The organism is Mycobacterium kyogaense, assembly GCF_036946525.1.
GTDB classification, from domain to species: Bacteria; Actinomycetota; Actinomycetes; order Mycobacteriales; family Mycobacteriaceae; genus Mycobacterium; species Mycobacterium kyogaense_A.
In genome coordinates this window covers 100229-122996 of the sequence record NZ_JAQIIY010000017.1, presented here as the reverse complement: position 1 = coordinate 122996, position 22768 = coordinate 100229, and the positions used below count along the sequence as shown (strand labels likewise).

The 22768-nt window shown below is 68.1% G+C and carries 21 protein-coding genes and 1 pseudogene; 10 read left to right on the top strand and 12 right to left on the bottom strand.

The window, feature by feature from the left end; translation table 11 throughout:
* Position 1: 1 nt before the first annotated feature.
* On the bottom strand, positions 2–1294 hold the full coding sequence (locus PGN37_RS15505; RefSeq protein ID WP_335331972.1) for an MFS transporter: 1293 nt from the start codon (positions 1292–1294) through the stop codon (positions 2–4).
* A 132-nt stretch (positions 1295–1426) separates the two neighbouring features.
* On the opposite strand from PGN37_RS15505, the gene PGN37_RS15500 reads away from it, so the two are divergent.
* Both PGN37_RS15500 and PGN37_RS15495 read left to right on the top strand, forming a co-directional pair.
* Positions 1427–2389 (top strand): LysR family transcriptional regulator, encoded by a 963-nt coding sequence (locus tag PGN37_RS15500; protein ID WP_335331903.1) that lies wholly within the window; start codon positions 1427–1429, stop codon positions 2387–2389.
* An 8-nt stretch (positions 2390–2397) separates the two neighbouring features.
* The gene (locus PGN37_RS15495; protein WP_335331902.1) at positions 2398–3180 is read left to right on the top strand and encodes an alpha/beta fold hydrolase; all 783 of its coding nucleotides are present in this window, start codon (positions 2398–2400) and stop codon (positions 3178–3180) included.
* A 24-nt stretch (positions 3181–3204) separates the two neighbouring features.
* On the opposite strand, the gene hsaB is transcribed toward PGN37_RS15495, so the two are convergent.
* Genes hsaB through hsaA form a run of 4 tightly spaced genes read right to left on the bottom strand, consistent with a single transcriptional unit; the run spans position 3205 to position 6746 of the window.
* Positions 3205–3771: a 3-hydroxy-9,10-secoandrosta-1,3,5(10)-triene-9,17-dione monooxygenase reductase subunit gene (hsaB, locus tag PGN37_RS15490; RefSeq protein WP_335331901.1), complete on the bottom strand. Its 567-nt coding sequence runs from the start codon at positions 3769–3771 to the stop codon at positions 3205–3207.
* Positions 3772–3773: 2 nt separating this feature from the next.
* On the bottom strand, positions 3774–4673 hold the full coding sequence (gene hsaC, locus PGN37_RS15485) for an iron-dependent extradiol dioxygenase HsaC (RefSeq protein ID WP_335331900.1): 900 nt from the start codon (positions 4671–4673) through the stop codon (positions 3774–3776).
* Positions 4674–4677: 4 nt separating this feature from the next.
* The gene (gene hsaD, locus PGN37_RS15480) at positions 4678–5562 is read right to left on the bottom strand and encodes a 4,5:9,10-diseco-3-hydroxy-5,9,17-trioxoandrosta-1(10),2-diene-4-oate hydrolase (protein ID WP_335331899.1); all 885 of its coding nucleotides are present in this window, start codon (positions 5560–5562) and stop codon (positions 4678–4680) included.
* Positions 5562–6746 (bottom strand): 3-hydroxy-9,10-secoandrosta-1,3,5(10)-triene-9,17-dione monooxygenase oxygenase subunit, encoded by a 1185-nt coding sequence (gene hsaA / locus PGN37_RS15475; protein ID WP_335331898.1) that lies wholly within the window; start codon positions 6744–6746, stop codon positions 5562–5564. The genes hsaD and hsaA overlap by 1 nt, the downstream gene beginning before the upstream one ends.
* 158 nt (positions 6747–6904) lie before the next feature.
* Between hsaA and PGN37_RS15470 the strand changes: the two genes are divergently transcribed.
* Complete coding sequence (locus PGN37_RS15470; protein ID WP_335331897.1) at positions 6905–7960, top strand: ferredoxin--NADP reductase; 1056 nt, start codon at positions 6905–6907, stop codon at positions 7958–7960.
* Positions 7961–7982: 22 nt separating this feature from the next.
* A complete protein-coding gene (locus PGN37_RS15465) occupies positions 7983–8561 on the top strand; it encodes a hypothetical protein (protein ID WP_335331896.1) in 579 nt (192 codons plus the stop codon).
* Here PGN37_RS15465 and PGN37_RS15460 read toward each other — a convergent pair.
* Positions 8558–10669, bottom strand: a complete 2112-nt coding sequence (locus tag PGN37_RS15460) for an acyl-CoA dehydrogenase (protein WP_335331895.1) — start codon at positions 10667–10669, stop codon at positions 8558–8560. The two genes, PGN37_RS15465 and PGN37_RS15460, sit on opposite strands and share 4 nt — an antisense overlap.
* Positions 10670–10966: 297 nt before the next feature.
* On the opposite strand from PGN37_RS15460, the gene kstR reads away from it, so the two are divergent.
* The 3 genes from kstR to PGN37_RS15445 are packed head-to-tail and all read left to right on the top strand — an operon-like array spanning position 10967 to position 13228.
* Complete coding sequence (gene kstR / locus PGN37_RS15455) at positions 10967–11581, top strand: cholesterol catabolism transcriptional regulator KstR (protein ID WP_172835681.1); 615 nt, start codon at positions 10967–10969, stop codon at positions 11579–11581.
* A gap of 4 nt (positions 11582–11585) precedes the next feature.
* Entirely contained in the window at positions 11586–12341 is a 756-nt protein-coding gene (gene otsB / locus PGN37_RS15450; RefSeq protein WP_335331894.1) for a trehalose-phosphatase, read from the top strand.
* Between the two features lie 5 nt (positions 12342–12346).
* On the top strand, positions 12347–13228 hold the full coding sequence (locus PGN37_RS15445; RefSeq protein WP_335331893.1) for a metal ABC transporter solute-binding protein, Zn/Mn family: 882 nt from the start codon (positions 12347–12349) through the stop codon (positions 13226–13228).
* A gap of 3 nt (positions 13229–13231) precedes the next feature.
* Here the strand turns inward: PGN37_RS15445 and PGN37_RS15440 are convergent, their stop codons facing one another.
* The 4 genes from PGN37_RS15440 to PGN37_RS15425 all read right to left on the bottom strand — a co-directional run bounded on the left by PGN37_RS15440 (position 13232) and on the right by PGN37_RS15425 (position 17030).
* Entirely contained in the window at positions 13232–14332 is a 1101-nt protein-coding gene (locus PGN37_RS15440; protein WP_335331892.1) for a LacI family DNA-binding transcriptional regulator, read from the bottom strand.
* Complete coding sequence (locus tag PGN37_RS15435; RefSeq protein ID WP_335331971.1) at positions 14277–15155, bottom strand: metal ABC transporter permease; 879 nt, start codon at positions 15153–15155, stop codon at positions 14277–14279. The genes PGN37_RS15440 and PGN37_RS15435 overlap by 56 nt, the downstream gene beginning before the upstream one ends.
* A 62-nt stretch (positions 15156–15217) precedes the next feature.
* On the bottom strand, positions 15218–16003 hold the full coding sequence (locus PGN37_RS15430; RefSeq protein ID WP_335331891.1) for a metal ABC transporter ATP-binding protein: 786 nt from the start codon (positions 16001–16003) through the stop codon (positions 15218–15220).
* On the bottom strand, positions 15990–17030 hold the full coding sequence (locus PGN37_RS15425) for a metal ABC transporter solute-binding protein, Zn/Mn family (protein WP_335331970.1): 1041 nt from the start codon (positions 17028–17030) through the stop codon (positions 15990–15992). The genes PGN37_RS15430 and PGN37_RS15425 overlap by 14 nt, the downstream gene beginning before the upstream one ends.
* 62 nt (positions 17031–17092) lie before the next feature.
* On the opposite strand from PGN37_RS15425, the gene PGN37_RS15420 reads away from it, so the two are divergent.
* Entirely contained in the window at positions 17093–18241 is a 1149-nt protein-coding gene (locus PGN37_RS15420) for a GTP-binding protein (protein ID WP_335331890.1), read from the top strand.
* A 37-nt stretch (positions 18242–18278) separates the two neighbouring features.
* Positions 18279–19044: pseudogene (locus tag PGN37_RS15415) on the top strand (LamB/YcsF family protein).
* Here PGN37_RS15415 and PGN37_RS15410 read toward each other — a convergent pair.
* Positions 19037–19345 carry an ArsR/SmtB family transcription factor gene (locus PGN37_RS15410; protein WP_335331889.1) on the bottom strand — a complete coding sequence of 103 codons (309 nt, stop codon included), beginning with the start codon at positions 19343–19345 and terminating at the stop codon, positions 19037–19039. The pseudogene PGN37_RS15415 and the gene PGN37_RS15410 sit on opposite strands and share 8 nt — an antisense overlap.
* Positions 19346–19447: 102 nt before the next feature.
* Here PGN37_RS15410 and PGN37_RS15405 point away from each other — a divergent pair, with 102 nt between their 5' ends.
* Entirely contained in the window at positions 19448–20644 is a 1197-nt protein-coding gene (locus tag PGN37_RS15405) for an MFS transporter (protein ID WP_335331888.1), read from the top strand.
* On the opposite strand, the gene PGN37_RS15400 is transcribed toward PGN37_RS15405, so the two are convergent.
* Complete coding sequence (locus PGN37_RS15400; protein ID WP_335331969.1) at positions 20630–22747, bottom strand: heavy metal translocating P-type ATPase; 2118 nt, start codon at positions 22745–22747, stop codon at positions 20630–20632. The two genes, PGN37_RS15405 and PGN37_RS15400, sit on opposite strands and share 15 nt — an antisense overlap.
* Between the last annotated feature and the right edge of the window lie 21 nt (positions 22748–22768).

The following is a 22768-nucleotide window of genomic DNA, read 5'->3' as shown; positions in this document are numbered from 1 at the left end:
CTCACGCGATGCCTGCCTTGGCGAGTTGCTCACGGTCGGCCTCGTCGAGCGTCTTGAGATCCAGGCCGTTGGTCTCGCGGGTGAACCACGCAGCGATGAAGGTGATTACGGCGGCACCGGCGAGGTAGATCGCGATCGGCACCCACGTTCCGAAGTCGTCCAGCAGCCACGTCGCGATTGCCGGCGCCAGCGAGCCCGCCACGATCGAGGTGACCTGGTAGCCCAGCGAGACACCCGAGTAGCGCATGCGCGTCGGGAACATCTCGGCCATGATCGCCGGCTGCGGCGCATACATCAGCGAGTGGATCATCAGGCCGAGGATGATGGCCGCCATGATCAGCAGGTAGTCGCCACTGTTCATCATCGGGAAGGCGAAGAAGCCCCACGTGGCGGCCAGCGCGGCACCCACCATGTACACCGGGCGCCGCCCGAAGCGATCGGAGAGCTTGCCGACCTGCGGGATGACCAGGAAGTGCACGAAGTGCGCGGCCAGCAGCCACCACAGGATGTCGCCGGTGTCGGCACCGACGTGGGTCTTGAGGTAGACGATCGAGAACGTGACGACGAGGTAGTACATGATGTTCTCCGCGAATCGCAGCCCCATGGCCGTGAAAACCCCACGGGGATAACGCTTCAGCACCTCGAACACGCCGTAGGAGACGGCCTTGACCCGCTCGACCTCCTGCTGCGCCTCCACGAAGATCGGCGCATCGGTGACCTTGGTGCGGATGTAGTAACCGATCAGCACGACCACCGCCGACAGCCAGAACGCCACGCGCCAGCCCCACGACAGGAACGCCTCGTCGGACAGCGTGCCGGTGAGCACCAGCAGCACCACGGTGGCCAGCATGTTGCCGACCGGCACCGCGGCCTGCGGCCAGCTCGCCCAGAACGCGCGGTCCTTGCTCGGGCTGTGCTCGGCGACGAGGAGGACCGCGCCGCCCCACTCACCGCCGACCGCGAAGCCCTGCAGGAATCGCAACAGCACCAACAGGATCGGCGCCCACACGCCGATCTGCGCGTAGGTGGGCAGGCAGCCCATCAAGAACGTGACGACTCCGACGAGGAGGATCGCGAACTGCAGCAGCTTCTTACGGCCGTACTTGTCCCCGAAGTGCCCGAACACGATGCCGCCGAGCGGCCGGGCGACGAAACCGACCGCATAGGTCAACAGCGCCGCGATCAGTCCCGCGGCCTCGCTGGTGCCCTCGGCGAAGAACACCTTGTTGAACACCAGCGTCGCCGCGGTGGCGTAGAGAAAGAACTCGTACCACTCGACGACCGTGCCGGCCATCGACGCCGCGACGACGCGCTTGAGGCCGGTCGTGACCGACCCGGCGTCCTGTTGCGTACTCAATTCACACCCCTTTGTTGTGATGGCGACCACAGATGGCAGTGAGTATTCCTGCAGCTACCCAGCGCAGCAATGGCCAAAACCGCACCACGGATCTGCAAAACTGCAGAAGTGACCTCAGTTGCCCGCCGGCCGAGCGCCGACGACCTGCTCGTGCTCCTGGCCGTCGGACGGACCGGTCGATACACCACCGCCGCAGAGGAACTCGGCCTCAACCACACGACGATCAGCCGTCGCATCACCGCACTGGAACAGGCGATGGGCGGGCGAGTACTGGCCCGGGTGGCCGGCGGCTGGGAGCTCACCGAGCTCGGCCGGGACGCGCTCGCGGCAGCCGAGGCCGTCGAGTCGGCGGTGCGCTCCCTGACCGTCGACGCGGCAGGCAACCGCGCGCTCGAAGGCGTCGTGCGGTTGTCGGCCACCGACGGGTTCTCCGCCTACATCGCGGCACCCGCCGCCGCCTCGGTGCAGCGCAGGCATCCGAAGGTCGCGGTCGAGATCGTGGCCGCGACCCGGCGCGCCACGCAGCAGCGCTCGGGACTCGACCTCGAGGTCGTGGTCGCCGAACCCGGGAGCGAACCACGCGTCCACCGGGCCACCGCGCTGCGCCTGGGCGACTACTGCCTCGGCCTCTACGGTTCGCGTGACTACCTCGCCGAGCACGGAGCTCCCGCGGATGTGGCCGACCTGCACCGCTTTCCGCTGGTGTACTTCATCGACTCCATGCTGCAGGTCGACGATCTGGACCTGGCGACCAGCTTCGCGCCCGCGATGCGCGAATCGGTCACCTCGACCAATGTGTTCGTCCACGTCGAGGCCACCAGAGCGGCAGCGGGCCTCGGACTGCTGCCCTGCTTCATGGCCGACCGGCACGACGATCTGGTCCGGGTGCTGGCTGACACCGTGTCCGTTCGCCTGGCCTACTGGCTCGTCGCCCGGCCCGAGACACGGCGGCGACCCGAGGTGGCCGCCGTCGTCGACGCGATCAGGGCCCAGATGACCGACCAGCGCGACGTCCTGCTCGGCGCCGTCTAGCGTGAGGCATGCCCTTCCTCGACCATCCCCGTGGACGCGCCTACTACCGACACTGGGCGGCCGAAGATCCGAGAGCCTCCGTCGTCTTCCTGCACGGTTTCGGCGAACACACCGGCGTCTATCACCGGTACGGGTTCGCCCTCAACGCGGCAGGCATTGACCTGTGGGCGGTCGATCAATTCGGCCATGGCCTCACCGGCGGCGACCGCGGTGACGTCGGCACCATCGAGGACAGCGCCGCGCTGGCCGAGAACCTCACCGAACTCGCCACTGGCGCACACTCCGATATCCCGGTGATCGCACAGGGCCACTCCTACGGTGCGGTCGTCACGCTCGCGCGCGTCCTGGAGCACGGCGACCAGTACGCCGGCGCGGTCATCTCCGGCGCGCCACTGGTTCCGGTGCCCGAGTTGCTCGATGTCGACACGTCGCTCGACCTCGACCCCTCGTGGCTCTCGGCCGATCCGTTCTACCTCGACTCGATGCTCAACGACCCGCTTGCCTTCGTCGAGGCCGACAGCCGCGACCTGGCCCGCGAGCTGGACCGGGCGTGGGATCGCTTCGGCTCCGAGCTACCGACCTTGGCGCTGCCGACCCTCGCCATCCACGGCGTCGACGACCCGATCTCGCCGATCAGCGCGGTGCGCGCCTATGCCGAGACGATCACGGCACTCGAGCTGATCGAGTTCCCAGGCGCCCGCCACGACATCCTCAACGAGACCGTCCACCGGGAGGTGAGCGACACCATCGTGTCGTTCATCCACAGGGTTATCCACATTGGGGATGAATGACAGGCGTGTGATTCGGCCGGGGGATCAGAGCCAGGTGTCGTCAGTCGTGGCGGTGAGGAACGCCTCGAGATCGTTGCGCCAGTCCGCCGGCGTCGTCTTGTCGGGTTCGATCCCGGTGTACTGCCCCTGATAGAACAGCAGCGGCCGCGGCTTCTTGTGGGGCACATCGGAGAGCGAGTGCACCGCCCCGAACACCACGAAATGGTCGCCGCCGTCGTGCACCGAGGCCACTGTGCAGTCGATGTGGGCCAGCGTGCCATCGATGATCGGCGATCCGAGAGGCGAAGGCTTCCAGTCGATCTCGGCGAACTTGTCGGGCTCGCGGGACCCGAAGCGCGCCGAGACGTGCTTCTGGTTCTCGTGCAGGACGTTGACGCAGAACTTCCCGCTGGCCTCGATGGCCTGCCAGGACCGGCTGACCTTGGTCGGGCAGAACAGGACGAGCGGCGGGTCCAGCGACAGCGCGGCGAACGACTGGCAGGCGAACCCGACCGGAACGTCCTCGTGGACTGTCGTGATGACCGTGATACCCGTACAGAACTGGCCCAGCACAGTGCGGAATGTGCGCGGGTCGATCGGTGCGCCGGACACTGCTATTTGAAGCCCACGCTGAAGTCGTGTCCCCAGAGCGAGACCGCGGTGCTCTCCCGCGCCACCCAGTCCTGATCGTCGACTTCAAGCCCTTCACAACCGAATTCGATGTCGAACCCGCCCGGGGTCTTCATGTAGAACGACAGCATCTTGTCGTTGACGTGCCGGCCGAGGGTCGCCGACATCTTGACCTTGCGGCGCAGCGCACGATCCAGGCAGAGGCCGACGTCGTCGGCTTCGCCCACCTCGACCATGAGATGGACGATGCCGCTGGGCGTCTCGCCGGGCATGAAGGCCAGGCTGTGATGCCGCGGGTTGACACCGAGGAAGCGCAGCCACGCGGGCGGACCGTCGGCCGGCCGCCCGACCAGCTGAGGCGGCAGCTTCATCGAATCGCGGAGGCTGAAGCCGAGCACGTCACGGTAGAAGTGCAGCGTCTCGACGTCGTCACGGGTGGTGAGCACCACGTGCCCCAACCCCTGCTCCTCGGTGACGAACTTGTGTCCGTACGGGCTGACCACGCGGCGGTGCTCCAGCGCGACCCCGTGGAACACCTCGAGGGTGTTGCCGGACGGATCGTCGAACGTGATCATCTCGTCGACGCGACGCTCCGCGAGCTCGGTGGCGGTACCCTCCTTGTACGGCACCCCCTGCACGTCGAGTCGCTGCCGAACCTCCTGCAGCGCCGCCGCATTCGAGGTCTCCCAGCCTGACACCATCAGGCGATCGTGCTCGCCGGGGACGATGACCAGCCGGGCGGGGAACTCGTCCATCCGCAGATAGAGCGCGCCCTCGGTGGCGCCGGAGCCCTCCACCATTCCGAGCACCTTGAGCCCGTACTCACGCCACGCGGCGACGTCGGTGCTCTCGATACGCAGGTATCCGAGCGAACGGATCGTCACGACGTCACCCTCCGAGGAAATCGATGGTCAGCTTGTTGAACTCGTCGAACTTCTCCAACTGCGCCCAGTGCCCGCATTGGCCGAACACGTGCAGTTGCACGCGGGGAATCTGCTTGAGCGCGACCAGCGCGCCGTCGAGCGGATTGACCCGATCCTCGCGGCCCCAGATCAACAGCACCGGCTGGCGCAGCTTGTAGACGTCGCGCCACATCATGCCGAGCTCGAAGTCCGCCCCCGCGAACGACTTTCCCATCGCCTTGGTGGCGGCCAGCGACTCCGGTGTGCTGGCGATCTGGAAGCGCTCTTCGACCAGCTCCGGTGTGATCAGCGACTGATCGAACACCATGATGCGCAGGAACTTCTCGATGTTCTCCCGCGTCGGATCGTTGGCGAAGCGGCCCAGCAGCTTGACGCCCTCGGTCGGGTCGGGGGCGAAGAGGTTCACGCTCAGCCCGCCCGGACCCATCAGCACCAGCCGGCCGGCCCGCTTCGGGTTGTCCAGAGCGAATCGCACGGCAGTGCCGCCGCCGAGCGAATTACCCACCAGCGCAGCGCGTTCGATACCCAGCTGATCGAACAGGCCGAGCAGCGCGGTGGCGCTGTAGCGGTTGTACTGCTCATGTTCGGTGTGCTTGTCGGAGTGCCCGTAGCCGGGCTGATCGACGGCCAGCACATGAAAATGCCGGGCCAGCACGCCGATGTTCCTACTGAAGTTCGACCAGCTCGACGCGCCGGGCCCGCCGCCATGCAGCAGCACCACCCTAGGCGAGGCCGGGTCACCGGCCTCGTGATAGTGCAGCCGCATGTCGTCTCGAACCTGCGCGTAGCGCGAGGTGGATTCGAACGTGATCTCCTGCTGCTGAGCAGCTTCGGCGGCGAACGACGTCATCACACCATCGTGTCCTGCGGCGGCAGACCGAACGCCTCGTTACCGAAGATCAGGTAGGCGCGCTCGGGCTCGTTGGCCGCGTGCACCCGGCCCGCGTGCGCATCACGCCAGAACCGCTGCACCGGCTGGTCGAGATTCAGCGCCGTGGCACCGGAGGCCTCGAACAGCAGGTCGATCGACTCGATGGCGCGCTTGGTGGCGCGCACCTGGTCGCGGCGGGCACGCGCGCGCAGCGAGAACGGGATCTCCTGGCCCGACTGCAGCAGCTGGAACTCCTCGCCGACGTTGCCGATCAGCTGACGCCAGCCCGCGTCGATGTCACTGGCCGCCTCGGCGATCCGAATCTTGGCGAACGGATCTTCCTTGGACTTCTCCCCGGCGAAGGCGGCGCGCACTCGCTTGCCCTGATGCTCGACGTGAGCGTCATAGGCGCCGTATGCCATGCCCATGATCGGCGCGCTGATCGTGGTCGGATGCATGGTGCCCCAGGGCATCTTGTAGACCGGCGCCGAATTGGTCTCATATCCTCCGGCGGTGCCGTCGTTCATCGCCTTGTACGACAGGAACCGGTGCCGCGGCACGAACACGTCCTTGACTACGACGGTGTTGCTGCCGGTCGCCTTGAGCCCCACCACATTCCACACGTCGTCGATGCGGTAGTCCGAGCGCGGGATCAGGAAGCTGCCGAAGTCGACCGGGCGACCGTCCTTGATCACCGGGCCACCCAGGAACGCCCACGTGGCGTGGTCACAGCCCGAGGACCACTGCCACGCACCGCTGACCAGGTAGCCGCCGTCGACGACGGTGCCCGCCCCCATCGGCGCGTACGACGAGGAGACGCGGACCGTGGGATCGTCGCCCCACACGTCTTCCTGGGCCTGCTGATCGAAGAGCGCGAGATGCCAGTTGTGCACGCCGATGATCGAGGACACCCAGCCTGTCGACCCGCAGGCGCTCGCGATGCGGCGCACGGCCTCGTAGAACTTCGTCGGATCGCACTGCAGACCGCCCCACTGCTCCGGCTGGAGCAGCTTGAAGAAGCCGACCTCGTCGAGCTCGGCGACGGTGTCGTCGGGCAGGCGGCGCAGTTCCTCGGCGGCTGCGGCGCGCTTGGCGATGCGCGGCAGGAGATCATCGATGCCGGCGAGAACGGACTGCACGTCGCGCTGTTCAATGGACGTCACTGGTTTTGCCTCCCAGGAGTAGGGACCTGCACAAAGATTAGAACACGTTACGATTTGTGTCGAGTAGCGGTGTCCTGTGATGTCTGGACCTGCACACATTCATTTCTGTAACCTGTTCTAGTTATTGACCCCCGACGGTGTGGAAGAGAGAGCCGCCTGTGACCGACGAGCCTTTGGGTGCCCACGTGCTCGAGCTGGAGATCGCCGAGGTGATCGACGAGACGGCCGACGCCCGCTCGCTGGTGTTCACCGCGACCGACGAGGTGCCCACCGACAAGCTGCGGTACCGGCCCGGGCAGTTCCTGACACTGCGGGTGCCCAGCGACCGGACCGGCTCGGTGGCGCGCTGCTACTCCCTGTGCAGCTCTCCCTTCACCGGCGATCCCCTCACCGTCACCGTCAAGCGCACCGCCGACGGGTATGCGTCCAACTGGCTCTGCGACAACGCCCACCCCGGCATGCGGATGCACGTGCTGGCCCCGTCGGGCACCTTCGTCCCCGCCGACCTCGACACCGACTTCCTGCTGCTCGCCGCCGGCAGCGGCATCACACCGATGATGGCGATCCTGAAGTCCGCACTGGATCAGGGCAGCGGGCAGGTCACCCTCGTCTACGCCAACCGCGACCAGGACTCGGTGATCTTCGCCGCAGCACTGCGCGAGCTCGCGGGCGCGCACCCCGACCGGTTGACGACGGTGCACTGGCTGGAGTCGGTGCAGGGGTTGCCGACCGCCTCGGCGCTGGCGGCACTGCTCGCGCCGTACCGCGACCGCGAGGCGTTCCTCTGCGGGCCCGGCCCGTTCATGACCGCCGCGCAGGAGGCGCTGACAGCCTGCGGCTCAGCCCCCGAACGGGTGCACATCGAAGTGTTCAAGTCCCTGGACTCCGACCCGTTCGCCGCGGTCGTCCTCGACGACACCGACGACGGTGACGAGGGCCCCGCGACCGCCGTCGTCACGCTGGACGGCACCACCCACGAATTGAGCTGGCCGCGGCGGGCGAAGTTGCTCGACGTGCTGCTCGACAAGGGTCTCGACGCGCCGTTCTCGTGCCGCGAGGGGCACTGCGGGGCGTGCGCGGTGGTCAAGAAGGCCGGTGACATCGAGATGGAGGTCAACGACGTCCTCGAACAACAGGACCTCGACGAGGGCCTGATCTTGGCGTGCCAGGCCCACCCGCGGTCGGATTCGGTGGAAGTGACCTATGACGAGTGAGCAGCGCGCTAGGTTCGCCAGAATGAAGCGGCTCGCGGTAGTTGGTGCGACGGCCCTGACGATGGCCGCCCTCGTACACCCTGCGACGGCGGTCGCGGCGTCGGACACCAAGACGAGCTCGATCACCGTCGACCCCGCCACGTCCATCCAGATGCAGGTCTCGGCCAACTGCGACTCAGCCCAGGCCCGGTGCTTCTTCACCACCACCGCGAGCCTGCTGACGCCGGGCGGCCCCACCGGCTTTCCCCAGGACACGTGGGCCCGTCAGACCGTCACGCTGCGCAGCTCCGACCGCGACGTCTGGCAGCAGGCTTGGTACAGCGCACCGTCGGGAAACCCGCGCGAGCTCAAGGGTGCCAACCACGAGAACGTGCTGTCGAAGATGTACCGCTCGCTCAGCGACGTCGAGCTGTCCATCACCTACTTCGGCGGCGGAGACATCGCGCGATTCACCTCCGACGGCGACTCCGTGCCCACGCAGTGGCATGACGGATTGCCGGCCACCGGCGCCGATTTCATCGCGTGCTCGCAGATCCAGGTGGTCTACAGCGGGGTCAACCTGACCACGCCGACCGCCTGCGCGCAGACCCGCTTCGGCTAGCGCGGCAGCCCGAGCAGCCGCTCCCCCGCCATCGTCAACAGGATCTGCTCGGTGCCCCCGGCGATGGTCAGGCACCGCGTGTTCAGGAAGTCGTGCACCTGCTGGTTCTCCACAGCGCCGCCGCCCTCGGACAGCTCCATGCGGAATTCCGCCAACGCCTGCCGGTAGCGCACACCGATGAGCTTGCGGGCGCTGGCCTGCGGACCGGGATCGCGGCCGCCGACCGCGAGCTGGGCGATGCGCTGATCCAGCAGTGAGCCCACCTGCGCGGTGCAGATCAGCTCACCGAGCCGATCCTGTTGCGCGTCATCGACATCCGACTCCGACAGCGCGCGCAGCAACTCCTCCATCGGGTTGCCCAGCGCAGTGCCCTGCGCCATCGCGACCCGCTCGTTGGCCAGCGTCGTGCGCGCCAGCTTCCAGCCGTCGTTGACCGCGCCGACCACCATCTCGTCGGGAACGAACACGTCGTCGAAGAACACCTCGTTGAACAGCTCGTCGCCGGTGATCTCACGCAGCGGACGGATCACGATGCCCGGGCTGGTCATGTCGATCAGGAAGTAGGTGATGCCTTTGTGTTTCGGAGCGTCGGGGTCGGTACGCGCGAGCGCCACCCCCCAGTGCGCCTTCTGCGCAGCCGACGTCCACACCTTCTGCCCGGTGAGCTTCCAACCACCTTCTGCCCGAACCGCTTTGGTACGCAGCGCGGCCAGATCCGAGCCGGCGCCCGGCTCACTGAACAGCTGGCACCACTGCAGGTCGCCGCGCAAGGTCGGCGGGACGAACTGCTCGACCTGCTCGGCGCTGCCGTGCTCGAGGATCGTCGGGACGGCCCACCAACCGATCACCAGATCCGGACGGGTGATACCGGCCGCGGCCAACTCCTGGTCGATCAACAGCTGCTCGGCTGGGCCCGCATCACGGCCGTGTGGCCGCGGCCAGTGGGGTGCCAGCAGCCCCGTCTCGGCCATCACGACCTGTCGGCGATCCTGCGGTGCGGCAGCGACTTCGGCTACCGCAGAGGTGATCTCGGGCCGCAGGTCGGCGACCGAGTCGAGATCGACGTGCAGCTCGCGGCGCACCCCCTGCTGCGTCAGTGCGGCCACCCTGCGCAGCCAGTGCGACCGGCCGCCGAGGAACTGCCCGATCCCGTAGGCGCGGCGCAGATACAGGTGCGCGTCGTGTTCCCAGGTGATGCCGATACCGCCCAGCACCTGGATGCAGTCCTTGGCGTTGGCCGTGGCCGCCTCGATCCCCACCGATGCTGCCAGCGCTGCAGCGATCGACAGCTGCTGGTCATCGGGTTCGCCTGCAGCTCGCGCCGCATCCGCTGCGGCCACCGACGCCTGCTCGCTGCGCAGCAGCATCTCGGCGCACATGTGCTTGATCGCCTGGAAGCTGCCGATCGGCTTGCCGAACTGCTCGCGCACCTTCGCGTACTCGGTCGCCGTCGTCAGCAGCCAGCGGGCCACCCCGGCGGCTTCGGCGGCCGCGACTGTCGCGGCGAGGTCCACGATGCGCTGCGCAGGCATCGCGATCACCGTGGCGGGCGCGCGGTCGAACGTCACCCGGGCCAGCGGGCGGGAGAAATCCGTGGCCTTGACGGGATCGACGACGACGCCGTCGGCCGTGGCATCGACTGACACCCACACATCACCGGCAGGCAGCAGCAGCACGCCATCGGCGGTCGCACCCAGCACTGCGGCGGCGACACCGGAGACCGTCTCACCTGCCAGCGTGAGCTCGGCGCGCACGGCGACGCCGACCGTCCGCGCTCCGGCGGCCAGCGCTTCGAGGAGCTCGCCCTGGGAGGCGTCGAGCACCAGCGTGGCCAGCGCGGTCGTGGCCACCGGGCCGGGAATCAGACCGGCGGCGGCCTCCTCGAGCATCGCGGCGAGATCGGCGATCGTGCCGTCGGCGCCACCGAGATCCTCGGGCAGTGCCACCCCGAAGATGCCGAGTGCAGCCAGCGCCTCGAAGGGCGCGCGCCACGCATCGGGCGAGCCCTGCTCGACGTCGCGGGCGGCTTCCAGCGACGTCGACCCGGACGCCCAGTCGCGCACCAACTCCCGTGCGGCGGACTGATCGTCGCTGATGGTTGCCGGCACCGTGACTCCTAGGCTTTGGGTGAGAACCCCGTGCTTCCCACTAGAACGTGTTCTAATAGTGCCAGTGTTCGAACGTCAAGTCGAACGCCATCGCAGCAGACCAGATCGTTGGTGACGCGCAGAGGGCGGCGAGAAAGTCGCAACCGGAATGCGTATCGTTTTCCTTCGGTTGCATTCCCATGCATCTGCCGCAGAACACCGAAGGAGCCACGCCACATGTCCGGGTCGTCTCAGTCCGCTACAGGGCCGTCGGCGCGCGCTGACGGCGCGGGAGCGGACGCCCGCCCCCGGCAGGTGATGAACGTCGCGGTGCTGGCGGAGTCGGAGTTGGGGTCCGAGGCGCAGCGGGAACGCCGCAAGCGCATCCTGGACGCGACCCTGGCGATCGCGTCCAAAGGCGGCTACGAGGCCGTGCAGATGCGCGCGGTCGCCGAACGCGCCGACGTCGCCGTCGGCACCCTGTACCGCTACTTCCCGTCGAAGGTCCACCTGCTGGTCTCCGCGCTGGGCCGCGAATTCGAACGCATCGACGCCAAGACCGACCGCTCCGTGCTGGCCGCGGGTGCGACGCCGTATCAGCGGCTCAACATCATGGTCGGCAAGCTCAACCGCGCCATGCAGCGCAACCCTCTGCTCACCGAGGCGATGACGCGCGCGTTCGTGTTCGCCGACGCCTCGGCAGCCGGGGAGGTCGACTACGTCGGCAAGCTGATGGACTCGATGTTCGCCCGGGCGATGAGCGAGGGTGAACCGACCGAGGACCAGTACCACATCGCCCGCGTGATCTCCGATGTGTGGCTGTCGAATCTGCTGGCCTGGCTGACCCGCCGCGCCTCGGCCACCGACGTGAGCAAGCGGCTGGACCTGGCGATGCGGCTGCTCATCGGCGACGGCGAGCAACCTAAGATCTGAAGGCGTGCTGCCGCCGGAGCTGTCCACCGCCCTCGACGCCGCTGCGCGGGCACCCCGCCTGCTCGTCACCTCCGACTTCGACGGCACGCTGTCGGAGATCGTCTCGAACCCCGCCGACGCCCGCCCGCTGCCTGCCTCGGGTGACGCGCTGATCGCATTGGCCGGGCTGCCCGACACCGAGGCGGCGTTGATCTCCGGGCGCGCGCTGCGAGATCTCCGGACGCTCTCGTCGATGCCCGCCGAGGTTCACCTGGTCGGCAGCCACGGCGCGGAATTCGACGCCGGGTTCGCCCACGACATCGACACCGACCTGCTGCACACCATCGCCGGGACGCTGTCGGCGATCGCGGCCGACAAGCCGGGCGTCACCGTTGAGACCAAGCCCGCGAGCGTCGCGCTGCACGTCCGCAACGCCTCCGATTCCGACGGCGACGCGGCGCTGGCCGCGGCGTGGGACGCTGCGGAGAGCTGGGACGTGCACGCGACGACGGGTAAGGCGGTGCTGGAGTTCGCCGTCATCGACACCGACAAGGGTGAGGCGCTGGACATTTTGCGTGCCGAACACCGCGCCGACATCGTGGTGTTCTTCGGCGACGACGTGACCGACGAGAAGGCGTTCCGGCGGCTGACCGATGGCGACATCGGGGTCAAGGTGGGTCCGGGCGACACCGCAGCCGCGTATCGGGTGGATGCGCCCGAGGACGTCGCGGCCGCGCTGGAGTATCTACTGTCAGCGCGCGCGGAATCAGGCAGAAGCTGACGACAGTGCGTTTCTCCGTTCTCCTGGTCCCCGCGCTGCTGATGAGCACCCTGACCGGGTGCTCACAGACCCCGCCGAACGCCGAACACGGCACTGCCAACGTGGTCGCCTCCACCGGGGCGTGGGCCAGTGTCGCCGCGGCCGTCGTCGGACGACACGCGACTGTGCGGTCCCTGATGCCGGCAGACGCCGACCCGCGAGCGTTCACTCCCGGCGACGCCGCCGTCTCTGACGTCGCCGACGCGTCGCTGGTCCTCTACAACGGCGGCCGCTACGACCAGTGGATCGCCCCGATCCTCGAAAACTCACCGGACATCCCTCGCATCGACGCGCTGTCGCTGACCCCGCTGCAGCCACCGGCCGACGATCACGTCTTCTACGACCTGCTGACCGCCAAGGCGGTGGCCGACCGCATCGCCGACACCCTCGGCGAGTCCGATGCCGAGCACGCCTCGGACTACACGGCGGCAGCACAGCAGTTCGACGACGACCTCGACACGCTGGTCCTGGCCCAGCACGCCATCGGCCAGGCCCACCCCGGTGCGTCGGTGATCTCGATAACACCCGTCGCGACCTACGCGATACGTAACGCCGGCATCGCCGACAAGACTCCGCCCACCTTCGCCGAAGCTCTGGAGCAGAGTCGCTCGCCCGACCCCGCCGACGTCGCCGCGGTGCGGGATTTGATCACCACCCGCAGTGTCTCGGCGCTCGTCGTCGACGACCAGGCCAAGAGCGGAGTCTTCGACACCATCACCGCGGCCGCCCGCGGGGTGGCCCTGCCGATGATCTCGATCAGCTCCACGCTCCCAGACGGGATGAGCTACCTGCAATGGCAGCGCACGACCGTCGACCACATCGCTGCGGCGCTGAACAGCCCGAACTGACGGCTAGGCGGGCGGACCCGAGGTGCGACCCCGCACCAACTCGGTGTCGAGAACCTCGACCACGGACAACCCCGACCGAGGCGGGTTGTGCAGCAATTGCCCTGCGCGCCGGCCCTTTTCGATACTCGGCTGGCGCACCGTGGTCAGCCCGCGCGACAACGCCTCGGGCACCCCGTCGAACCCTGTCACCGTCATCTGGCCCGGCACGTACACCCCGCGGGCGCGCAACCGATCCATCGCAGACAGCGCCAGCACGTCGGCGGTACACATCAGCGCCGTGATTCGCGGATTCGCCTCCAATGCGACGTCCGCGCCGACTCCACCGGAGGTCGGCAGATGCTCGTAGCTCTCCACGACCGTCAGCGCATCGGGGTTCAGGCCCGCCTCGGCCAACGCGTCGGACACTCCGAGGATGCGTTCACTCTGCACGTGGAAGTGCGGCGTGCGCACCCGTTCAGGGTCGGCCAGAGCTGGGCCGCGACCGCTGTGCGGCCAATCCCGACCCAGCCGCATGGTGAGCAGGCCGATCTCGCGGTGGCCGAGTTCGAGCACGTACTCGGTGAGTCGCCGCATCGCCGCGCGATCATCGATACACACGATCGACGCACCGGGTACGTCACGAGGTTGGTCGACGACCACCACAGGCAGATGGCGCTGCAGGACGAGCGGCAGATAGGGATCGTCATCTGATGCCGAGTAGACGACGAAACCGTCCACCCCTGCGGCCAGCACCGCTGCCGAGCCCTCGCTCACGCTGCGGTTCGGCCCGACAGCCACCAGAAGCAGGCCTTGCCCCGCCGCCTCACACGACTCGGCGAGGCCGGCGACGAAATCCAGGGCCGCGGGATCCGAGAAGGAGTAGTTCAGCGGCTCGGTGATCATCAGCCCGACCGCGCCGGCCTTGCGTGTCCGCAGCGAACGGGCCACCGGATCGGGTCCGGGATATCCCAGTTGCTTGGCGGTGGAGAGCACCCGCTCCCGCAATTCGGCCGACAGCTGATCCGGCCGGTTGTAGGCGTTGGAGACAGTGGTCCGCGAGATCTTCAGTTCAGCGGCGAGTGAGGCCAGGGTCGCGCGCCGTCTCGGCGTCGGACTTCTGGACATGTTCCGACAGGTTAGTGGACTTTCCGCCATCCGCAGCAGACATCTGATTCCGGCGCGGCAGACGATGAAGTGTCCAGGTCATCAACCAGATGCCGCAGGCGATCGACACGACCACGAAGCTCGGCGGGAGATTGAACATCGCCGACACGGCCAGGCCCACCCATACCGAGAGCAGACCGATGGCCGCCGAAACCGCCATCGCGACCACGGGCCTGGCCGTCAGACTGAGGGCGGTCGCCGCGGGCGTGACGACCAGCGCGAAGAGCAGCAGCGTGCCCACCGCCTGCACGGCCATGGTGACGGTGATCCCGAGCAGCACCATGAACACGATCGACAGGCTCCGCACGGGCGCGCCTCTGGCTTCTGCCACCTGACTGTTGACCGAGGTGAACAGCAGCGGGCGATAGATGAACGCGATGCTCGCGCCCAGCACCACCAGAAGGGCCAAGAACCCGGCCAGTTGCTCTGCAGTGATCGCCAACAGATTCCCGAAGAGCACGTTCGTCAGCGTCGACGAATTGCGGGTGGCCAACGAATTGAAGAGCAGCCCGAGTCCTGTGGCGAACGCGAGCACGGTGCCCGTGGCCACGTCGCGATCGGAGGCCCGTTTGCCGAGCGCTCCGATGACCAGCGCGCCCCCGACGCAGAACACCCCGAGACCCACCGCGGCGGGCACTCCCAGCAGCACGGCCCCCGTGGCGCCCGGCAGCCCGATGTGGGCCAGAGCGTGAGCGGCGAACGACGAGTTGCGGACGACGATGAAGTAGCCCATCAAGCCGGCGGCCAGCGCCACGATGGTGCCGCCCAGCCAAGCGTTGCGCATGAACGACGAGCTGAGGATGTGCACCCAGTTCTCCTGGTAGCCCACCGCGAGGACGGTCTGTCTCATTCCGAACTCCGCATGTAGAGGTCGCCCTGCAGGGTGTGAGCGACCTTGATCGGGGTGCCGTACATGTGGGTGAGCAGATCGGCCTCCACCACCTGGTCGATCGCCGCGTGGTGGGCGTGCCCGTCGAGCAGGTAAATGGCGCTGTCCAGCGTCGCCAGCAGCGGGTTCAGGTCGTGGGCGACCACGATGACCGTCACCCCGAGCTCCCGCCGAAGGCGTGCGAGCAACTCGACGATCTCGTGCTGGTTGCGCAGATCCAGCGACGCCAGCGGCTCGTCGAGGATGAGCATCCGCGGCGCGGAGACCAGTGCGCCGGCGAGCGCGATGCGTTGCCGCTGCCCCCCGGACAGCTCGGAGAGTCGCCTGGTCGCGAACGTCGTCGCCTCCACCTGGCGCAGCGCATCGTCGACGCTCCGACGGTCCTGCGCGGTCGGCCGAGCGAACCCCCAACGGTGCCCGGTCAGACCGAGCAACACCGCGTCGCGTGCGCGAATGGCTTCGGTGGCGTTGACGTCGTAATCCTGGGGCACGTACCCGATCAGGTCGTTGCGCGAGCCCGGTTGCTCACCGAAGATCCGCACCGTGCCCGTGGCGGCGGGTACCAGCCCGAGGATCACGTTGAGCAGCGTGGTCTTGCCGGCGCCGTTGGCGCCGATGACGGCGACGAATCTGCCTGCCTCGACCTGCAATGTCGACTGCGACCAGATCGTGCGCCCACCGCGGACCACGCTGACATCGGTGAACGACAGCGCCGGAGAGGCTACCGCGTCATTCGCGGACACCGAGCGCCTTGGCCAGCGAGGTCAATTGTTCGACCTGCCACGTCTGGAAGGATTCGGTATTCGGCGGAACGGTCTCGGTGACGTTGACGACCGGTACCCCCGCCTGCTCGGCAGCCGCACGAATCTGTTCGACCACCGAACCCTCGGTCTGGGTGTTGTAGATCAGCACGTCCACTTTCCGGTCGCCGAGCAGCTGCAGGAAGGCGTCGAGATCGGCCGGGGCGGGCTCGCTCTCGTTCGCCGAGGCGAGCCGGTAGCCCTCAGGCGTCCGATTCTCGAGTCCCAGTGCCGCCGCCATGTCGTCGAACACACTCTCGGTGGCAGCGTAGCTCTTGCCGGCGGCGCCGGCCTTGATCGCGGCGATCTCGCTGTCGTAGGGCTTCATGACGTTGGTGAAGCCCGTGTGCCGCTCGTCGAAGTACGCGGAGGCGGCGGGCGACAGCTTCTTGAGCTCCGCGGTGACAGCCTCTGCGACCTCCCCGACGACGGTCGGGCTGTACCAGACGTGCGGGTTGCCGTCCTCGGCATGATCAGCACCGTGATCGTGGCCGGCTTCGCCGCTGCCGGCATGGTCTGCGCCGCCGTGATCGCCGCCCGCGCTCAGGTCGACGGCGTTGATGACGGGCGCGTCCGGGTCCGACGAGGCGGCGAGTTTGGCGGCCCATTCGTCGTAGTGCCCGCCATTGAGGACCACGAGTTGCGCGCCGTCGAAGAGGGTGGCGTCCGACGGCGCGGGCTCGTAGTCGTGGGGATCGACCGACGATCCGGCGAGCACTGTGGTGACGGTGGCGCAGGCGCCGCCGAGCTGCGAGACGATGTCACCCCACTGGTCGACGCTGACCACGACCTTGATCGGTGCGGCGGGGCATGTACCGGCCGAAGCGGGGCCGGTGGTCGAGGACGCAGCGGGTTCATTGCTGTTCCCGCACGCGGCCAGAGCGATTGGCGAGGCAAGGGCAATCGCGGCGGCGGCCAGTCGGGCCGTCAAGTTCGGAGTCGTCACGCGGGTAACGATAACCGTTTCCATTAACGCCCGCGCGGCGGGTGTCGGCAACGTCATGTCTTAATGAAAATGATTATCATTAAGCGGTGACCTCCACCTCATCAGACACCCTGCCCGTCACGGTTCTGTCCGGTTTCCTCGGCGCCGGCAAGACAACCGTCCTCAATCACATCCTCGCCAACCGGGACGGACGGCGCGTCGCGGTGATCGTCAACGACATGAGCGAGATCAACATCGACGCGGCACTCATTGCCGGGCAAGGCCACCTCGACCGCACCGAAGAGAAGCTCGTCGAACTCACCAACGGCTGCATCTGCTGCACACTGCGCGAAGACCTGATCGACGCAGTCGGCGCGCTGGCCCGCCAGCGCCGATTCGACCACCTGGTCATCGAATCCACCGGGATTTCCGAGCCGATGCCGGTGGCCGCCACCTTCAGCTGGGAGTTCGACGACGGCTCGAGCCTCGGGCAGCTTGCCCACCTCGACACTCTCGTCACGGTCGTCGACGTGTCGACGTTTCTCACCGAGATCGCCAGGGGCCAAGCGTTGGCCGACCGCGACATGAGTGCCGGCGACGGCGATGCGCGCAGCATCTCCGACCTTCTGGTGGATCAGGTGGAGTTCGCAGACGTGATCCTGCTGAACAAGACGGATCTGGTCAGCGCCGCGACACTGCACACCGTGGAGACCTTGGTGACGCGACTCAATCCGAGGGCCAGGCTCATCCGCACCGATCACGGCGTCGTGGACACAATCGAGGTGCTCGACACAGGACTCTTCGATCCGGTTCTCGCCGCAGAAGCGCCCGGATGGGACGAAGAGATCGCCGACGGTCACACACCGGAAACCGAGGAGTACGGCATCAGCTCGATGACGTTTCGATCCGACCGGCCGTTTCACCCCCAGCGGTTGGCGGAAGCGTTGGGGAAGATGACACGCATCGTGCGCAGCAAGGGATTCTGCTGGATCGCCAGCCGACCTGCCATCGCCGCAATCTGGTCTCAGGCGGGGCCCAATCTGGTCATCGAGCCGGCTCAGTACTGGTCGTCGACCGACATCGCGCCCGGCCAGGAAATCGTGTTCATCGGCATCAAGCTCGATCGAGATTCAGTGCAGCACCTCCTGACCGAGGCCCTGTTGACCGATGCCGAATTGGCGACGGGACAGTCGACGTGGCTGACGCTCCCCGACCCCCTTCCCGCGTGGGGCGTCACGCACAGCCATCCACACTGAGCCGCGCCCCGCAGGCGTGCGCGGCTACGCTGGCGCGGTGACCACCCGCACGGTCGACCTCAACGCCGATCTCGGCGAGAGCTTCGGGGGTGTGGCAGCTCGGCGACGACGACGCGATGCTCGGCATCGTCACCAGTGCCAACATCGCGTGCGGTTTCCACGCCGGCGACGCGGCCACCCTGGCCCGCACCTGCCGGCTGGCCGCCGAGCGCGGTGTGCAGATCGGCGCGCAGGTCAGCTACCGCGATCTCGCCGGCTTCGGCCGCCGGTTCATCGACGTGCCGGCCGAGGATCTGACCGCCGACGTGGTGTACCAGATCGGCGCTCTGTCGGCGCTGGCCACCGCGGCGGGTTCAACGGTGTCCTACGTGAAACCCCATGGCGCGCTGTACAACGCCGTCGTCACCCATCGTGAGCAGGCCCGCGCGGTGATCGCGGCCGTGCGTGCCGTGAACCCCGCGCTCCCGGTGCTCGGACTCTCCGGATCGGTGCTGTTCGCCGAGGCCGACGACGCGGGCATCCGAACGGTGCCCGAGGCGTTCGCCGACCGGGCCTACCGGCCGGACGGGCAGCTGGTGTCGCGGCGCGAACGCAACGCGGTGCTGCACGATCCCGGCGAGATCGCCGATCGCGTGCTCGAGATGGTGACGCGGGGACGGGTGAGCGCCGTAGACGGTTCGACGATCCCGATCTCGGTGGAATCGGTGTGCGTGCACGGTGATTCGCCCGGCGCGGTGCAGATCGCCACCGCCGTTCGGGAGCGCCTGGTGGCTGAGGGCGTGGCGCTGAGCGCGTTCAGCTGACCGCGCTGTTGGCGCCGCGCACGATGCTGCCCAGTAGGCCGGGCAGCGCGGCCTCGACCTCGTCGGTGCGCAGACGCTGATAGGTCAGCCCGTCGACGACCAGCCGTTCGGTGAGCCCGGCCTCGCGCAGGATCTTGAAGTGGTGCGTCGCGGTCGATTTGTTGATGCCGTCGTAGAGGGCGCCGCATTGGAGAGAGGTGCCCGCGTTGTGCAGACGGCGGACGATCTCCAACCGGACCGGATCGTGCAGGGCAGCCAGCACCTGTTGAACCGGGGCCACCGGTTGGGTGTCTACGGGCATGGCGTGTCCTTCACCACGTCGGGTTTGATGATCGTCGAACCCAGCGTACGCTCGAACGGGTTCGATGTCCGTCGTACTGTACTCGACGCAGGAAGGGCTCCCATGGTGGCGATCGACCGTCCGGTCACCGAGACGCAGCGCTGGGCCTACCCGCTGCTACTGGTGCTCAGCGGTGTGGCGCTCGGCGTCTCCGGCGTTCCCGCACCGCTCTACGGCATCTACGAGTCGAACTGGCACCTCTCCCCGCTGGCCACCACGATCGTGTTCGCTGTCTACGCGGTCGCCGCGCTCGGCGCGGTGCTGGTCTCCGGGCGCATCTCCGACGTGGTGGGGCGCAAGCCCGTGCTCGTCGGCGCCCTGATCGCCCTGCTGGTCGGGCTCGCGGTGTTCCTGATCGCCGACAACATGGCCCTGCTGCTGCTCGCCCGCGCCATCCACGGCGCCGCCGTCGGCTCGATCGTCGTCGCCGGCGCGGCCGCGCTGCTGGACCTGCGCCCCAACCACGGCGTGCGCAGCGGGCAGCTGTCCGGAGTCAGCTTCAACGTCGGCATGACGGTGTCGATCCTCGGTTCCGCGCTGCTGGCCCAGTACGCGCCGCATCCGCTGCGCACCCCCTACGCGGTGGTCGCGGTGGTCTGCCTGATCGTCGGTGTCGGCGTGCTGGCGTTGCGCGAACCGCACACCGCCCGTAGCGCCGGTCCCATCCGCATCGCGAAACCCGCTGTCCCGGCCGAGATCCGGGGCGACTTCTGGTTCTCTGCGATGGGCGCGATGGCGTCCTGGTCGGTCCTTGGCGTGCTGCTCTCGCTGTACCCGTCGCTGGCCGCACGCCAGACCCACATCGACAACCTGGTGTTCGGCGGAGCCGTCGTCGGCAGCACCGCGTTCGCCGCCGCACTGGCCCAGCTCGCGGCAACGCGGTTACCGGCGAAGTACTCGGCGATCATCGGTGACATCGGGATGGCGGTGTCGCTGCTGCTGACCATCCCGGTCCTGCTCACCCACCAGCCGCAGCTGGTGTTCGTGGCCGCAGCACTGCTCGGCGCGACGTTCGGGCTCGGCTTCGGCGGGTCGCTGCGACACCTGTCCGACGTCGTGCCCGCCGGCCGGCGCGGCGAGACGATGTCGGCGTTCTACCTGGCGGCCTACACCGCCATGGCGGTGCCGACGCTGGTGGCCGGGTGGGCCGCCACCCGCTGGGATCTGGCCGCGGTGTTCCCGTGGTTCGCCGGAGCAGTGGCCGCGGCGTGCCTGGCCGCCGCGGTGGCGGGGCTGCGCCAGCAGTCAGCGCGCAGCTGAGTCCTCGGTGAGCTGATAGCGGATCAGCCGAGAACTGTTGGCGACCACCGCAACCGACGATGCATTGTGCAGGACGGCGGCCAGCACAGGTGAGAGCGCACCGCCCGCGCCGATCGCCAGACCGAGCGCGTTGACCGCGATCGACATCGCGTAGTTCTGCCGAATCACGTCGACGGCGCGGCCTCCGAGATCGCGGACGTCGAGCAGGCGCCGCAGGTCGTCGCTCGACAGCGCCACATCGGCCGTCTCCACCGCGACGTCGGTGCCGTTCAACCCCATCGCGATGCCAATGTCGGCCTCGGCCAATGCCGGTGCGTCGTTGACGCCGTCACCGACCATCGCAACCGTATGGCCTTCGTCGCGCAGCTGACGCACCACCGCCAGCTTGTCCTCGGGCAGGACCTCGGCCCGCCACTCGGTGATGCCGAGTTGCTCGGCGACGACGGCGGCCGTGTCCGGATGATCGCCGGTCAACATGACGATGCGCCGAACACCGTTGGCGCGCAACCGTGTGAGGACGTCATGGGCTTCCGGGCGGATCTCGTCACGAAGGCTGATCAGTCCGACGAGCCGCCCGTCGACGGCGAGCAGCAGTGGGGTCTCGGCCTGGCGTCGCAGGGTCTCCACCCACTCGGTGGCCTTCTTGGTGACCCGCACCTTCTCTCGGCGCAGCAGCGACGGGCTGCCCAGCAGGAGGGTGCGGCCATCGGCGCGCATCCGCATGCCGAGGCCGACGATCACCTCGCACTCCTCGTGCGGCGGGATCTCGATATGGCGTTCCTGGGTCGATCGGATCACCGCCTCGGCCAGCGGATGCCGCGCGTGGATCTCCGAGCTCGCCGCGTACGCGAGCACCTGCTCGGGCTCCCAGTCCTTGTGGAAGGCAACCAGATTGGTGACCACCGGGCGACCCACCGTCAAGGTGCCGGTCTTGTCGAAGACCACGGCATCGACCCGGCCCGCCTCTTCGAGGTGGGAACCGCCCTTGATCAGGATGCCGCGCCGGGCACCGTTGCCGATCGCGGCGCTGATCGCCGTCGGCGTCGACAACCCCACCGCGCACGGGCAGGCCACCAGCAGCATCGTCATCGCCCTGCGCACATCCCGCGTGAGCACCAGGGTGACGGCCGACAACAGGAAAGAGGCCGGCACGAAGCGGCGCGAAAAGCTCTCTCCGACAGTCTGAATCGGAGCCCGATGATGTTGGGCCTCCTCGACTCGCGCGATGATGCGGCCGATGGTCGTCTCCGAGCCGACGGCCTCGGCCCGCACGACCAGCCTGCCCCGCACCACCACAGAGCCCGCGTACACCCGAGCGCCGGCGGATATCGCCACCGGCAGGTTCTCCCCGGTAATGGCCGACTGGTCGACGATCGCCTCACCGTCGACCGCGACACCGTCGACGGGAAGCGCCACCTGCTCGTGGATCACCACTTCGTCGCCGATTCTCAGTTCAGCCGTGGCTGTTTCGACCTCGACGCCGTCGGCCAGCCGAACCCACGCGGTGTCCTGGTTGCCCTGCAACAGATTGGTGATCGCCCGACGGGTCCGCCGCAGTGTCAGATCCTGCAGGTATTCACCGATGTTCAGCAGCCAGAGCACCGTCAGCGCGACGACGTTCTCGCGCAGAACCAGACTCGCCACCGTCGCCGCGGTCACCAACACGTCGGTCCCCGCGGAACGGCCACCCCGCAGTGTTCGCAGCGCACCGCGGAGGAAGGGATAGCCGGTGAAGAGCGTGACACCCGAGGCCACCAGCCGACTGCCCGGCCCGAGCAGCGGTGGGCGCGCGAACACGTATCGCCGAATACCCAACAGCGCCAACGCGACTCCACCGACGGTCATCCGCAGCACGTCGGCGTTGGTGACATCGGCCGAGCGCGGTGCACGTGCGGGCACGAGTTCGCGTGACACGGTCGCAGCGGACTCGATGGCCGCGAAGATCGAGCTGCGCTCACAACGCGCCCGCGAGAACCACACGACCACCGAGGCCGATCGCGGATAGGCATGCACCGCGCGCACACCCGCCACCTGCTCGACGGCGTCCTCGACGGCGACTGCGCGGCGGACGTCGTTGCGGCACCACGGCACGTGGAGGCGCATCCGCCCCGCCGCGTCGGAGAC

Excerpts from the sequence above, each read along its gene's own strand:
- hsaD (WP_335331899.1), bottom strand. The coding sequence starts at position 5,562 with ATGACGTCGTTCGCCGCCGAAGCTGCTCAGCAGCAGGAGATCACGTTC.
- PGN37_RS15440 (WP_335331892.1), bottom strand. The coding sequence starts at position 14,332 with ATGTCCAGAAGTCCGACGCCGAGACGGCGCGCGACCCTGGCCTCACTC.
- PGN37_RS15400 (WP_335331969.1), bottom strand. The coding sequence starts at position 22,747 with ATGCGCCTCCACGTGCCGTGGTGCCGCAACGACGTCCGCCGCGCAGTC.
- PGN37_RS15465 (WP_335331896.1), top strand. The coding sequence starts at position 7,983 with ATGAAGCGGCTCGCGGTAGTTGGTGCGACGGCCCTGACGATGGCCGCC.
- PGN37_RS15500 (WP_335331903.1), top strand. The coding sequence starts at position 1,427 with ATGGCCAAAACCGCACCACGGATCTGCAAAACTGCAGAAGTGACCTCA.
- PGN37_RS15495 (WP_335331902.1), top strand. The coding sequence starts at position 2,398 with ATGCCCTTCCTCGACCATCCCCGTGGACGCGCCTACTACCGACACTGG.
- PGN37_RS15410 (WP_335331889.1), bottom strand. The coding sequence starts at position 19,345 with ATGCCCGTAGACACCCAACCGGTGGCCCCGGTTCAACAGGTGCTGGCT.
- PGN37_RS15405 (WP_335331888.1), top strand. The coding sequence starts at position 19,448 with ATGGTGGCGATCGACCGTCCGGTCACCGAGACGCAGCGCTGGGCCTAC.
- PGN37_RS15435 (WP_335331971.1), bottom strand. The coding sequence starts at position 15,155 with ATGCGCAACGCTTGGCTGGGCGGCACCATCGTGGCGCTGGCCGCCGGC.
- kstR (WP_172835681.1), top strand. The coding sequence starts at position 10,967 with ATGAACGTCGCGGTGCTGGCGGAGTCGGAGTTGGGGTCCGAGGCGCAG.
- PGN37_RS15505 (WP_335331972.1), bottom strand. The coding sequence starts at position 1,294 with ATGGCCGGCACGGTCGTCGAGTGGTACGAGTTCTTTCTCTACGCCACC.
- PGN37_RS15425 (WP_335331970.1), bottom strand. The coding sequence starts at position 17,030 with ATGGAAACGGTTATCGTTACCCGCGTGACGACTCCGAACTTGACGGCC.